Source organism: Desulfonispora thiosulfatigenes DSM 11270 (genome assembly GCF_900176035.1).
Lineage (GTDB): Bacteria > Bacillota > Peptococcia > Peptococcales > Desulfonisporaceae > Desulfonispora > Desulfonispora thiosulfatigenes.
Genome location: NZ_FWWT01000013.1, coordinates 71,227 through 85,683 on the forward strand (window position 1 = coordinate 71,227; position 14,457 = coordinate 85,683).

Genomic DNA, 14,457 nt, shown 5'->3' on the forward strand with positions numbered 1-14,457 from the left:
TATACCAGGTTTTATTTACGACAGGCCCAAGTTTTACAAAAGGCGCAGTTTTGTCCACCCTGACAAAACCCTTTTTTTGCCTCTCCTGTAGGATAAGTTTTTTCTTTGGGGATACTAGACCAACCTATCAAGGCTGTAATAGACTTCACTGGTTCTAAAAGATAATTATCCGTAACCTTAATACTATCTTTAGTATTTAAAGAAGCACTAATTTTGGCTTGATTATCTAACTCAAAATCTCCATACCCTGGGCTAAACCTCAAAGAAGGATAAAGACCTTTACTTAAGTAATTTTGGGCTAAATAATTTCCAAACTTATCTGCAAGCATTTCTACAGCATGGGATCCTAGAATATCCGCAATTGAAGCTTCATAAAACAAGCCCTTTTTTAAACATTCCTGACTATAATTTGGCAATCCTTCTCCAATAGTAAGAGCTAGCAAGGTTACATGAGTACAATTTTTTAACCCTAAACTTAAATAGACGCTTTCTATTGTCCATTTTTCCTGATTTAAAGCTAAATTAACCTTATCTTCATTTATACTATTTATCTTAAGTTCCTGCCAAAAGATATGAGGTTGGATAAGTTTTTCTAACTTCCTTATTTTTTCTTGTGCCCCTTTTAATGAGGGATTTTCTTTTACTAAACTCGGAATATTTATATTTAAGGGGAAATTAGCTAAAAACTTATCCTTTCCCATTTCCTTGCTCCTGTAATAATTCTTCAATTAAAGGCACATCACCCATTGGGAAAATATGCACACCTGGTACCATCTTTTTCAATTCTAAATAAAGCTCCTTAGCTATTTCCAGTCCAGCTTCTCTTCCTTTAAGCTGAAGTCTATCAATGATTTTATCTGGAACTACGATTCCTGGAACATTTTTATTTAAATACTGCGCTAATTTAACACTTTTTAAAGGCATTAAACCATAAATAAAATGAGCAGAAGTATCATTTATTTTAGTAAGAAAATGTTCTAAGGAATTAATGTCAAAAATAGGTTGAGTTTGAAAAAAATTAACCCCTGAATCTATTTTAGCCTCTACCTTACTCACTTCTATTTCTAAATCAGTAGCTGTAGGATTTGCAACTCCCCCAATAAAAAATTCTGTTGCTTCATTTAAATTATTGCCCATCATATCTGTACCTTGATTTAAGGTGTTTGCAAGTTTTATTAAACCAGTAGAATCTAATTCAAAAACCCCTTTTGCCTCTGGATGATCTCCATTTTCTGGCTTGTCACCTGTTAAGGTTAAAATATTTTTAACCCCTAAAGCATATGCTCCTAAAAGTTCTGATTGTAAGCCAATAACATTTCTATCCCTGCAAGTTAAATGAAAAATCGCTTCTAACTGTAATTCTTTTTGTACTAAATGAGCAAGGGCTATCGGACTCATTCTCATTTTACCCATAGGACAATCTGCGATATTTACAGCATCAACTACCCCTTTTAAGTTTTTCATTTTTTCATAAACAATCCAAGGGCTAGCCCCTTTAGGTGGATCTATTTCGACAGTTGTTACAAATTGTTTATTATTTAACTTATTTTTCAAACCATTCATTATTTACTCCCCCTGAGTGATTCTAATATTTGAACTGCGCTAACAGCATCCTTCGCATATCCATCAGCGCCTGATTCCTTAGCAAAATCTTCATTAATTACTGCTCCCCCAATTATTACCTTTATATTTGGTAATCTTTCTTTTAAATAATCAATTGTTTTTGGAATTTCCATCATTGTCGTCGTCATTAAAGCACTAAGTCCTACAAAGCTTGCCTTTTCTTTCTCGCAAGCCTTATAAAAATCTTCTGTTTCAATATTTTTTCCTAGATCTATGACCCTAAATCCATGATTTTTTAACATTACCCCGACCATGTTTTTACCGATATCATGGACATCACCTTTTACTGTGCCAATAATGATGGTTTCTTTTTGAATAGAGTCAAATTTTCCGTCCATTTCTTTCTCTAAAAGATCAAAAGCCTTTTGACTAGTTTCTGCACTTAACATTAATTGTGGTAAATAATACTCACCCTTACCAAACTTTTCCCCGACAATATTGAGCCCTGGGATTAAACCTTGGTTTATAATCTCTATGGGAGTGACCTTTTCCTGTAAAAGAGCTGTAATAGTCCCTCTAATACCTTGGGATCCTTTAATTACTTGATTAGTTACTAGTTCTAGAGAAGGTATACTTGCATTAATTTCTACTTCTTTTACTTCTAGGGAATTTTTCTTAATATAATTATTCCCTTTTGGATCTCGTCCCGCTAAAAAAGAAGCCGCTTCTAAACTTGTTAACATATTTTTATCTAAAGGATTAATAATTGCTACATCTAGACCACTTGCAATTGCCATTGCTAAAAAGGCGGAATTAATTTTACTCCGACTTGGTAGTCCATGAGAAACATTACTTACCCCTAAAATAGTGTTAACCCCCAAATTTTGCTTAACTAATTTAATAGTTTCTAAGGTTTCCTTGGCAGAATTATCATCTGTACCAATTGTTAATGCTAAACAATCTATATAAATATCCTTTTTAGAGATACCATAATCCTCGCAAGATTTACAAATCTTGTGGGCTATTTTTTTTCTCTCTTGGGCTGTTTCTGGAATTCCATTTTCATCTAATACAAGAGCAATTACGCCTGCTCCATACCTTTTCACTAATGGCAGAATTTTATTTAAGCTTTCCTGTTCACCGTTAATCGAGTTGACTAGAGCCTTACCTTGATAATTTTTCAAAGCATTTTCTAGCACTAAATGATTAGTAGAATCTATAACTAGAGGAATACTGATATTTTGTTGTAATAAATTAATTACCTTGGACATCGTTTCTTTTTCATCTATTCCAGGAGTCCCTACATTTACATCTAATAAATCAGCTCCAGCCTCTACTTGGATAGCCCCTTCTTCTTGGATAATTCCATAATTTCCTTCCTTAAGTCCCTGAGCAATTTTCTTTCTTGCTGTAGGATTAATTCTTTCCCCAATAATTTTAGGGAGCGTATCCTCGCCTAGGAAAATAACTTGTTCCCTACTTGCAAGAGTACTCCTTCTCTCTACGTTTCGAGCTAGTATTGTTATATTTTTAATCTTTTGCTTTAAATTTTTCGTATGCAGGGGACTACTTCCACAACATGAGCCAAAAATATTCATTCCTAGATTAAAAAAGGGTACCATTTTTTCTATAAAAAGTTGTGGATCTAAAGGGTAATACACTTTTCCTTCTTTCATCTCAGGTAGTCCTGCATTAGGCTCTACAATTACTGGCAAACTAGTAGTTCGAGTTATTTCTTCAATAACAGGGTATAATTCCTCAGGACCTCCTGAACAATTTGCACCAATAGCATCTGCTCCTAAACTTTCTAAAATAATAGCTGCGCTCCTTGGGGTTACTCCTGTTAAAGTCCTGCCGCCATCATAAGTAAGGCTACAAATTACAGGCAATGAGCAAACATCTTTTGCTGCTAAAAGTCCTGCCCTAACTTCTCCTAAATCGTGAAAGGTTTCAAAGATAATAAAATCTGCCCCACCTTTAGCTAAAGCATTTATTTGCTCTTTAAAAACATCATAAGCTTCATCAAAAGTCATATCTCCTAAGGGTTCTAAAAATCTACCCGTAGGACCAACCGAACCTGCTACAAAATATTTTCCATCATTAATACCTTTAGCAACTTCTACGCCCCTTTGGTTAATTTCTGCCACTTCATTTTCTAATCCATATTCCGAAAGCTTGATTCTATTACCACCAAAGGTATTTGTAGTCACTACATCTGCTCCAGCGTCAACATAAGCCTTGTGAACTTCTCGTACCTTTTTTGGCTCTTCTTTATTCATAAGTTCTGGACAAGCTCCTGGTGTTAAACCTTTTTCTTGTAAAAGAGTTCCCATTGCTCCGTCAAAAACTAAAACCTTTTTTAAGATATTCTCCAAGAGTACCACTCCTTAATTTAGCCAAAAATAAAACCGCTTCTATAATAAGAAGCGGTCATTAAATACCATAACTATCTACCTCTTATCTTCCAGGAATAAATCCTGCTGGAATTAGCACATTTCTAGCTTTGTTGCTAGTTGTTGCCGGGCTTCATAGGGCCAGTTCCCTCCACCACTCTTGATAAAATGTAATCTAATATTTTATTTTCTTTACTATATCTAGGATTAATCTATTTGTCAATCTTTATTGGTTCAGGTCATAAGTAATCTTTTACAACTATATCTATTTGTAATATCTTAATTAAAATTTCAAGAAATAATTTTGAATAAGTCTTTATTTTAGGTTAAGCTTTCTTTTCTACTTTCAATAATGTTTAACTTTCCCAGTGCTAGTAATAAAGGAGCTGCAAGTATTCCTCCACCAATTGCTTGAGTAAGGTTTCCAGGAACCCCAGCGAGAGCAGGCACAAAACCATATAAAAAGCTTTCATACACTAGATAGCCACCCACCATGATAACTCCTCCACCAAAAACAGCCGCTGCAAAGGACATTAACTTCTTACCTTTTGTTGCTTCTCCATTTACAAGTTTATGATAAATGAAACCAACTATCATCGCGTCTAACCCTTTCACGATAAAGGTCACCGGTGCATAAACAAGATAACCTGTAAATAAATCTGCTAAACCAGAACCCACAGCAGCTGCTAGCCCACCCACTACTGGACCTAATAAAATTCCACTCAAATAAACAATAGTATCTCCAATATGAATATACCCCTTTGTTGGACTTGGTATTTGAATTAACATCGTTCCTACAGTTACGAGTGCTGCCATGAGACCTGCAAACACTAATTGCTTTACAGTAATCTTCATTTTCATTCCTCCCAATAAGATTTTACTTTCCATTAATTAATTAGTATAATATCATTGTACCGATACATTAATGCAGTACGCTTTGTTTGTGTAGTTATTATATTAGAGTATAATTCTTTTCGTCAATATAAAAAGGTGGGATAATTCAAGTGAATGAATTTGTTTCGATACAGTTAGAGAGGAATAGCAAGGAACCTTTATATTTACAACTTAGTAATAGTATTTATAGTTTAATTGAACAAAATAAACTCAGGTCTAATGCAAAATTACCAGCTATTCGGAAATTAGCAGAGCTGCTTAAAGTTAATAATAGCACCGTGGTGAATGCATATAAACATTTAGAAAATAAAAATATCCTTTATTCGCAAAAAGGAAGTGGGACATATATTTCTCCTATTCCTCTGGAAAAATTATCAACTAATATTCCACAAATCAACCAAACAACTAAACATCATGTTGAAATTACTAAAGACACCTTAAACCTTGCAACCATTTCTATTTCTCCAGAACTATTTCCTGTTCAAGACTTTAAACGATTATTAAATACGGTCTTAGATAAAGATGGAGGTAATGCTTTTAATTATCAAGATAGTCAAGGTTACTTACCTCTTAGAGAGTCCATTTGTGATTATTTAGGATATCATAATGTCCGTACTACACCAGATAAAATTCAAATCATTTCAGGAGCTCAGCAGGGAATAGATATTCTTTCTAAAGGACTTTTACACTACGGAGATGTCTTGTTTGTTGAAAAGCCTACTTACCGAGGGGCAATTGCAAACTTTCAATCTAGGGGAGCTAAAATTATTGAAATACCACTTGAAGAAGATGGCATTGATCTAGATGTACTTGAAAACAATATGAAATTATTTCATCCTAAATTTATTTATATTATGAGCTACTATCAAAATCCTACTGGAATTTCTTATTCTTTAGAAAAAAAACATGCTTTAATTAAATTAGCTAATAAATATGATACTTATATTATAGAAGATGATTATTTAGGGGGCTTAAATTATTCTAATGAACCTTATATCCCCTTAAAAGCTTTTGATTATAAGAATAGAGTTATATATATTAAGACTTTTTCCAAAATTTTAATGCCTGGTCTACGTTTTGGTTTTATAGTCTTACCACAAAAAATATTACAAAGTGTCTTAGCAGCTAAACATACTACTGATATTGCCACTTCCGGCTTAATTCAACGTACTTTTGATCTATATTTAAGATCAAATTTGTGGAAAAAGCATATAAAAGAGATGTGCAATTACTATCAAAAAAGATATGAACTATTAGTATTAGAATTAAGTACTTTAAGTGATCATCTATCTTTTGTCCTTCCGCATGGAGGACTTAGTATTTGGGTTAAATTTAAGAACGTAAATGTAGAAGACTTGACTGCTAAATTATTAAGTAAAAATGTTCTAGTCTCACCAGCCTCTGCATTTTCCTTAGACCCTGAAATTTATCCCTACATTCGCTTAAGCTTTGCTGATGTAGAGCTTGAAAGGATTCCCGAAGCTATAAGCATAATTAAAGAAATTGTGCAAAGTCAAAATAACAAAGCTATATCTATTGAGCCCCTTTTATAAAGCACATATATTTAAACAGCTTGGGCAATCTATATTTAGATATGAGTGTCATGGAGTGCTGATATATGAAAAAAATAATTGTTTTTTTAATAGATTCCTTTATGCCTGAAGCCTTAGAAGAAGTGTTAAAACAAAATAAAGTACCTCTTTTTAAAGAATTAATTAAAAGAGGTAATATTAATAGGCAATGTGTTACCGTTTTTCCAACCATGTCAGCCAGTTTTGATGCTTCTTTAATTACAGGCGTAACCCCAGGCATCCATAAAATACCCGGATTGGTTTGGTATAGTAAAAAAGAAAATAGAATTATTAATTATGGGGCTCCCGCTGGATTTGTTTTTAAATTAGGGGTTTCTCAAGTTATTGCAGATACTTTATATAATCAAAATACTAAACATTTAGCACAAAATATAAAAACTATTTTTGAAGAACTAGACTTTAAAGGATATACATCAGGTTCCTTTTCTTACCAGGTCTATCGGGGTCATCACATTCATAAAATTAAATTTCCATGGTATATGAAGCCATTTAGTAAAAAAACGCCTAAACATATATCAGGTCCTAATCAAATTATTTTAGGACGCTTTTTGAATTCTTTAGATAAAAATATTAAAGCGCCTAAAAGTCTTTTCTCGAGGTTAGGTTTAAATGATAAATTTACGATAGAAGCTTTTATTAGTACTGTACAAGAAAATAAACAACCTGATTTTTCTTTACTTTATTTACCCAAAACTGATCAAGATGTGCATAAAAACCATTTAGAAGGTGGCATAGAAGGCTTAACTAAAGTTAATACTTTACTAGAGCAAGTTGTAAGTACTTATGGTTCTTTAGATAAAGCTTTAGAAGAAAATATTTTCATCTTAACAGGTGATCATTCCCAAATTAAAGTTCATCATTTTATTTACTTAGATTCTATTTTAAAGAATTTCAAATACCCTGCGCTTAAAGATAAAATAACCTTTAAACACGACTTAATTCTTTGTAACAACGAGCGGATGGCTTTCATTTATTATAGGGAAGAATATACAGCAGATAAAATTATCAAAGAATTGATTAAAGATCCTGGCATTGATTTAGTCGCCAGAAAGTCCGGAGGCTGGATTTATGTATATAATGACAGTATGGATAGATACTTTTCCTTTAAAAGAGGAGAAAATTACGTTGATGAATATGAGCAAAGCTGGGATATTAGTGGTGATTTTAATATTTTAGATTTACTAATTGATAGAAATAAAATTAAATATCGCATGTATCCTGATGCTCTTAATTTACTAGAAAGTGCTATCATCTCAAACGATTCATCTGTAATTATAGCTAATGCAAAACCTACTTATATGTTTAAATCCGAAAGCTCGTCAAACTATAAAGGCGGGGGTAGCCATGGTGGTCTTAATCAATTAGAAATGCATGTACCATTTATCATTTCAGAAAAAACTGACTTACCACTACCAAGAAGGCTGATTGAAGTGAAGGAGTATATACTTTCTTTACTTGAAGCAAAAGATTAAATTCAATAAATATTTCTTTTTTCTATCTTCTTTTTAAAATATTGTGCTAATATAACTTTAAGCATATTTATTCTAAGGAAGGAGAAAAAGATGAAAACTCAAAAACTCACATTTTCAGCTTTATTAATTGCTATTGGTACATTAGCAGGTCATCTTATCTACATCCCAATTGGGGTAGCCAAATGTTTTCCTGTTCAACATACCATTAATGTTTTATCTGCAGTATTACTTGGTCCAGGTTATGCAGTTTCAAATGCCTTTTGTATCTCTTTACTACGTAATTTCACAGGTTCAGGTTCGCCACTTGCCTTTCCTGGAAGTATGATTGGTGCTTTTTTTGCAGGTTTTTTATTTTATAAAACACGCAAATATATCTTTGCTGTTACTGGCGAAATCTTTGGAACAGGAGTTTTAGGTGCTTTAGCTTGCTATCCAATCGCAAAGTATTTTCTAGGACGGGAAGTTGCTGTATTTTTCTTTATTGGACCATTTTTGCTTAGCACTATCGCGGGTAGTTTAATTGGTTATGCACTTATTAAAATTATGAGTAAAAGTTCCTCCTTACAAAAGTTTACTTTATCCAAATAAAAAAATCCGCAAGCATATGCGGATTTTTTATTTAAAATATATCAGTCCTCCACCTAAAAGACGGTTCATGGCTTTAAAATGTTTTTGATAATTTATGATATACTTTTTCCCCCAGGAGGAAACCCCTATCCAGCTATTACCTTCAATATCTTCATAGTATTCAGTAATTATCATCCAGTGCCACCCAAATTCATTTTTCCGATCTATCACATCTAAATTTAAAGTAGCCACAGGACAATCAGATTCGAGACCTTCTTTCAGATAAATAAGGTTTTTTTCTAAAGTAAATGGTTTTTCATATGCTACTCTTTTAAAATTAACTCCTCTCTCTTTAGCATAATTCTCCATCTTTTTTGTCCAGCCATTAAGAGATATTTCTCCAAAAATACTAGGCCTGAAATAAGTGTACATATTATTCATATGAGCTAAAAAATATTTTTTCTCAAGGGATGGATAGGGGTATAAGGCTCCATACCTCTCACTGTCCTTCCTTGCTAAATAACAAGTAATATTGGCAGCTGCAACAGGTCCACACCCATTACTTCTTCGACATTTTTCTAGATACCAGTTCTGATTTCCTCCAAAATATACTTTTCCTTCATGTGTAATTGGGAGAAAACTATTATGATTTTCATGCAATAATTTAATATTTTCAATATAAACTGCATCTTTTATAATATCCCCTCCCTTTGAAACAAATAAAGTATTACTATAGTATATTCCTAGCCTTCCATTTTGGGACTATCGGTAATTTCTCATAATCTTCTTTTAATAAACCAAGAATTACTAAATCTAAATACATTCCTTCTAAAAACTCATGCCTGCGAAGACATCCTTCTTGGACAAAGCCAAAATTAAGAGCCGAATTAAGAGCAAGTGCATTATTTTTATGTAACTTTATATAGCATTTTTCAAAACCTAATTCATAAAACACTAAATCTAATAAAACAATTAATAAATCAACCCCATACCCCGCTAAGCGTTTATCCCTATCTCCAATCGCAAAAACAATTTCAGCATTACCATGTTGACGGCTAATATTTCTAATACATGCAACACCAATAGGTAGTTCGTCTCTTTTGCGACAAATAACAAAATTAATTTTTGTTGCATGAGGATCTTTTAGCGAACCACTATTTTGGATATCTTGCATTATTCCAGTTAAAGAAACGTCATTATAAGCATCATATAAATGCCTAAAATCCTTATCTAGATACCATCCTTGTAAAATAGCTGCATCTGATTCCTTAGGAGCACGAAGGGTAATTCTCCTGCCCTTATACATATTACCACCTCACCTTTTGTCTTACTTATATCTTATATTATATTATAGAAATTACCAAACATATAATGAAAATGTCTCCAGATATTCTGAAGACATTTTAAATCAAAATTTAGTTAAATATTCATCTACTTCCCATTGATGTACCCTTGATGCAAAGTTATGCCATTCTAATTTTTTAGCTTCTAAGTAAAGAGGGTGAACATGGTCCCCCATTGCTTTTTTAATAAAATCATCTTTTTCTAATTCTAAAATAGCCTCAAATAAATTGCCAGGCAAATTATCAATTCCTGCCTCAGTTCTTTCTTCAGGAGTCATCTCATAAATATTAACATTAGTAGGTTCAGGTGGATTTATTTTTTTCTCAATACCTTCAAGCCCAGCTTGTAAAGCTGCAGCCATAGTAAAGTACGGGTTACACGAAGGGTCTGGATTTCTTAATTCGACTCTAGTAGAAGCTCCTCTTTTAGCAGGAACTCTAATTAAAGGGCTTCTGTTCTTTCCTGACCATGCAATATAAACAGGAGCCTCATAACCTGGAACAAGTCTCTTATATGAATTAACTGTTGGGTTTGTAATGGCTGCCATGCCTTTAATGTGTTTAAAAATCCCACCCATAAAATAATAAGCTGCTTGCGATAAACCATCTTTACCATTTTCATCATAAAAAGCATTTGTACCATCAACAGTAGATAAAGACATATTTGTATGCATTCCTGATCCAGCTATTCCAAAAACAGGCTTGGGCATAAAGGAAGCATGAAGACCATGTCTTTGCGCGATAACCCTAACTACATAACGAAATGTCATAATATTATCCGCAGCTGAAATTGCTTCGCTATATTTAAACCCAATCTCATGCTGACCAGGTGCTAATTCATGGTGAGAGGCTTCTACTTCAAAGCCCATTTTTTCTAAATTAATTACCATATCTCTACGTGCATTTTCACCTAAATCCACAGGAGCCATATCAAAGTATCCTGCTTTATCATGCGTCTTTATTGTCGGCACACCTTCACTATCTGTATGAAAAAGGAAAAACTCGCACTCTGGACCAACGTTTAATGTATATCCCATATCTAAGGCCTTTTGGGTTGCTCTTTTTAAAATGTAACGAGGATCACCTTCAAAAGGAGTGCCGTCTGGATTATAAATATCACAAATTAATCTTGCCTCGGCTCCTTCTCCTTGAGTCCACGGATAGATTACAAAGGTATTTGGATCTGGGCGTAAGTACATATCAGATTCCTCAATCCGAACATATCCTTCAATAGAAGAACCATCAAACATTAGTTCATTATTTAAAGCCTTTTCTAATTGTTTCTCTGTTATTGCAACATTTTTCAAAATACCAAACATATCTGTAAATTGAAGTCTTATAAACTTAACATTGTTTTCCTTAGCCATTCTTAAAACGTCTTGGACAGTTAAGTCTGCCATTTTAATTCCCCCATATAATAAAATAAGGTGCCTAAACATACAGAAAATCAAGGATAATCTGCTGCTTAGAGCACCATTGCTCACAAAAACTATTTTAATAGCTATCATTATAGTACCTTATCTAATTATTGTCAAGAAATCATGAAAAGTTAGTTATTATTGCCTTAGCAATTTTTTTCATACTTACTCTCTTTTCCATACTTAATTTCCGCAATTTATCATAAGCTTGTTCTTCTGAAAATCCTTTTTTCATTAATATTCCTTTTGCTTTTTCAATTAATTTTCTACTTTCTAAGGTATCTTTTAAGCTATTTACTTCTTCTTCTAAATGTCTTTGATTTTCAAAATTATTAAGTGCTAATTTTAGTGTATTGATTAACGTATATTCTTGAATAGGTTTTGTAATCACACCAAATATAGAAGGTATTTCATCCCCAAAAGATAATTCTCCTTGGACAATTAATATTACTGGGCCTAACTTTTCTTCAGAGATTATTTTAGCAAGCTGTAGACCACTCATTCCTGATAAATCCGTATCAATTATACTTAAAGAAATTTCTTTACTTCTTAATGTCCTAAGCACTAAATATGCATCATTTACTATAGAATTAACTTTATAGCCATGGGAGGTAAGAATGTTCTTAATCTTTTGATCTTGCTTAGTATTATTAACTGCTAGTAGAATTTTCCTCACCTAAATACCTCCTCATTATTTTAAGAATATTCTACCATATACTCAATTTATTGACTAAGATATTTTAGCTATCCCTTCTTGGATCCATTCTAATAATTTAAATTTAATAACTATTTGATTTTCATGAGATTCTTTATTTTTAACGCCTTCATTTTCACTCAAATTTTCCTGACCTTCATTACTCCCCGCGATTTCATTATTACCTGCTAATGGCACAGAATAGCCATTTTTAATTTCACTTGATTCTTCCTTTTGAACAAAACACATAGGAGGAAATAGTACACACCACCAATTAGCTCCGCTGCCATTACCAATTACAACTCTCAGTGCTTCGTATTCTCCGGCTGGTAAACTAAAATCTCCATAATATTTTGTCGGAAAATTAAAATTTCCTATTTCAGTATGTACATCATAATCACTACCCAGACTAATTAACTTTTCTTTAGCCACTTGTTCTATTTCGGGTAAATGTTCATCTAAATATGCTCTTGTTTCATCTATATTTTTATTATTAGCCAGCCTTGGTCCAAACTGTTTTACAATTTCATCTTTAACCTTATACTTTAAATCTTGATCAGCCTGACTATCACTATTAGCTAATACATGAAGTCTAATTAAACTATCATTGTCATTACCTACTGGTTCTCCTGCTGAACTAATAATACTATTTAAGAATAAAAATTGAATAATTGCGATAATTAATAATTTTTTCATTTTAATTCCCCCTGTCCTCTGATAATCTTAGTATTGACAGGGAAAAATTAACTTAATCATAATTTTGAAAATATTTTCAAAAAAGAACCACCCTAGGGTGGTTCTACTATCATTAACCTAGCCCTTACCTACTACGCAAGGAACTTTAATTGTTTGACCTATTTGTAAATTATTAGGCCTAATTCCCGGATTAGCACTTACAATATCCTTCCAAGTAAGACCAGGAACTCTTGATTGATAAGCTGCAGCTACTTTAGCTAAAGTATCCCCTGCTTTAATAACATAAGAGTAATATCCTGATGGTGGGCAAACTTCTACTGGTGGAACTGGAGTTACAGGTGGAGTACCACCATTTACAACATCTGTTACCACTTCAAAATCCTTCATTTCAAAAGCACGCACACATATTTCTAAGATAGCTACTGCTCTTAATTTAGAATCATCAGAACATGGTTTTCCTTCTACCTTTAAGTCTGTATATTCTACTCGTGAAGTAACATCAACCATGGTATCTTCAGTTACTCCATCAAAGTGTACAAAAGAAGTAAATGGAATATCAGCACTTGTTTCCCTTAAAGTATTTGATGTATCACACGCAACATAATAAGCCTGCACATGCACATTACCTTTTACGATTATTTTATCTTTAATTTTTTCATACGTTACATCACGTAATTTCGCAGTTAAGTTTCTCGCCTTTTTAATATCCTTTTTGCAATGATCTTCCATAGGAGTTAAGGATTGATTAACATTTTCTTGCTTACACTCTTTACCTAATATATTTTCTATTCTTATTTTTTCTTTATCAGTGTTAGCTCCGATAACATCTACTACTAAATCTAACTCCTTAACCTCTGTCACCTTTGCAAAAACATATAAAATACAGCTAGTTTTTACTTTATCCTTTCGGAGTAATTTAGCTTCACAAAACTCAATTTTACATTTAGTATAAACATCCATACCCGGTTCTGCATCAGGAACATTTAGGATTACTGAAAAATCTTCGTTTAAGCTTTGTTCTTGAACGGTATCATAGTCAGCATCTACATAGTAAACCTGTTTGTGTAAAACACCTTTGACAATTACTTTTCCAGGTAAAACTTCATAATCTAAATCACGACAAACTGCATCCATATCATAAATTTTACGTGCTGGATTCTTTAATCCATGTTCCGCAGAAATGGTTACTTGTTTTTCATTTTCCCCTACTACATTTTCTACATTAAAAGAATCCTTAGTTGCACTAATATTAGGACCAGTTACATCTGTAACAACGTCTAATTGTACTAACTCATATACTTTTACGTTAACACTTAAAACTGCGTTTTGTTGAAATTTGTCTGTTGGAAATTCACCATTTGATGGACTGGTATTAACATACACAACACTAGCATCTATCATTGCTTCCATATCAGGTTTTGCACCTTTAATATGCACAAAATCAGTAAATTCTTCCCTCATAATAGTTTTTTCTTTTACTACATAATCATCATGCGCTACATAATAAATTTGTTTGTGTAAAACACCTTTTACAATTACCTTATTAGGTAATATTTCATAATCTAACTCTACAATCTCAGCATCTACATCAACAATTTTTCTTGCTACATCATCTAATTCAAATTCACGCACAACATCAACTTGTGCCATCCCTTCCCCTACCACGTGTTGCACTTTTATTCTCGTTTTGTTTTGGGCAATAGCCATGAAAAAAAAGTCCTCCCTCCAATATAATGTCTCAATACAATATATGTATGGGAGGTTTAAATGTTCCAAAAAAAATAGAAGAGGAAAAATCCCCTTCTAATATCCTTACCTTTTATAC

General features: G+C 32.8%; 13 protein-coding genes and 1 riboswitch. Of the genes, 3 read left to right on the forward strand and 10 right to left on the reverse strand.

Annotated elements, in window-relative coordinates; all coding sequences use genetic code 11:
- Positions 1–11 precede the first annotated feature (11 nt).
- The 4 genes from B8965_RS04020 to B8965_RS04035 all read right to left on the reverse strand — a co-directional run bounded on the left by B8965_RS04020 (position 12) and on the right by B8965_RS04035 (position 4,811).
- Complete coding sequence (locus tag B8965_RS04020) at positions 12–701, reverse strand: hypothetical protein (RefSeq protein WP_084052578.1); 690 nt, start codon at positions 699–701, stop codon at positions 12–14.
- Positions 688–1,563, reverse strand: a complete 876-nt coding sequence (locus tag B8965_RS04025) for a methylenetetrahydrofolate reductase (protein ID WP_084052579.1) — start codon at positions 1,561–1,563, stop codon at positions 688–690. The genes B8965_RS04020 and B8965_RS04025 overlap by 14 nt, the downstream gene beginning before the upstream one ends.
- Positions 1,563–3,938, reverse strand: coding sequence for a homocysteine S-methyltransferase family protein (locus tag B8965_RS04030; RefSeq protein ID WP_084052580.1), 2,376 nt, complete (start codon positions 3,936–3,938; stop codon positions 1,563–1,565). Before B8965_RS04030 ends, B8965_RS04025 begins: the two co-directional genes overlap by 1 nt.
- Positions 3,939–4,017: 79 nt before the next feature.
- Positions 4,018–4,126: riboswitch (SAM riboswitch) on the reverse strand.
- A 151-nt stretch (positions 4,127–4,277) separates the two neighbouring features.
- On the reverse strand, positions 4,278–4,811 hold the full coding sequence (locus B8965_RS04035; RefSeq protein WP_242941923.1) for an ECF transporter S component: 534 nt from the start codon (positions 4,809–4,811) through the stop codon (positions 4,278–4,280).
- 149 nt (positions 4,812–4,960) lie between these two features.
- Between B8965_RS04035 and pdxR the strand changes: the two genes are divergently transcribed.
- The 3 genes from pdxR to thiW all read left to right on the forward strand — a co-directional run bounded on the left by pdxR (position 4,961) and on the right by thiW (position 8,502).
- Entirely contained in the window at positions 4,961–6,403 is a 1,443-nt protein-coding gene (gene pdxR / locus B8965_RS04040) for a MocR-like pyridoxine biosynthesis transcription factor PdxR (protein WP_084052582.1), read from the forward strand.
- A 65-nt stretch (positions 6,404–6,468) separates the two neighbouring features.
- Positions 6,469–7,914 carry an alkaline phosphatase family protein gene (locus tag B8965_RS04045; RefSeq protein WP_084052583.1) on the forward strand — a complete coding sequence of 482 codons (1,446 nt, stop codon included), beginning with the start codon at positions 6,469–6,471 and terminating at the stop codon, positions 7,912–7,914.
- 90 nt (positions 7,915–8,004) lie between these two features.
- Positions 8,005–8,502 (forward strand): energy coupling factor transporter S component ThiW, encoded by a 498-nt coding sequence (gene thiW / locus B8965_RS04050; RefSeq protein WP_084052584.1) that lies wholly within the window; start codon positions 8,005–8,007, stop codon positions 8,500–8,502.
- A gap of 27 nt (positions 8,503–8,529) precedes the next feature.
- Here the strand turns inward: thiW and B8965_RS04055 are convergent, their stop codons facing one another.
- The 6 genes from B8965_RS04055 to B8965_RS04080 form a co-directional block, all read right to left on the reverse strand.
- On the reverse strand, positions 8,530–9,141 hold the full coding sequence (locus B8965_RS04055; protein ID WP_084052585.1) for a hypothetical protein: 612 nt from the start codon (positions 9,139–9,141) through the stop codon (positions 8,530–8,532).
- 70 nt (positions 9,142–9,211) lie between these two features.
- On the reverse strand, positions 9,212–9,787 hold the full coding sequence (locus B8965_RS04060) for a GNAT family N-acetyltransferase (protein WP_084052586.1): 576 nt from the start codon (positions 9,785–9,787) through the stop codon (positions 9,212–9,214).
- Between the two features lie 102 nt (positions 9,788–9,889).
- Positions 9,890–11,224, reverse strand: coding sequence for a type I glutamate--ammonia ligase (gene glnA, locus B8965_RS04065; protein ID WP_084052587.1), 1,335 nt, complete (start codon positions 11,222–11,224; stop codon positions 9,890–9,892).
- A 139-nt stretch (positions 11,225–11,363) separates the two neighbouring features.
- A complete protein-coding gene (locus tag B8965_RS04070) occupies positions 11,364–11,918 on the reverse strand; it encodes an ANTAR domain-containing response regulator (protein ID WP_084052588.1) in 555 nt (184 codons plus the stop codon).
- Positions 11,919–11,972: 54 nt separating this feature from the next.
- Positions 11,973–12,632, reverse strand: a complete 660-nt coding sequence (gene spoIIR, locus B8965_RS04075) for a stage II sporulation protein R (RefSeq protein WP_084052589.1) — start codon at positions 12,630–12,632, stop codon at positions 11,973–11,975.
- 117 nt (positions 12,633–12,749) lie between these two features.
- Positions 12,750–14,339: a DUF3794 and LysM peptidoglycan-binding domain-containing protein gene (locus B8965_RS04080; protein WP_084052590.1), complete on the reverse strand. Its 1,590-nt coding sequence runs from the start codon at positions 14,337–14,339 to the stop codon at positions 12,750–12,752.
- Positions 14,340–14,457: the final 118 nt, after the last annotated feature.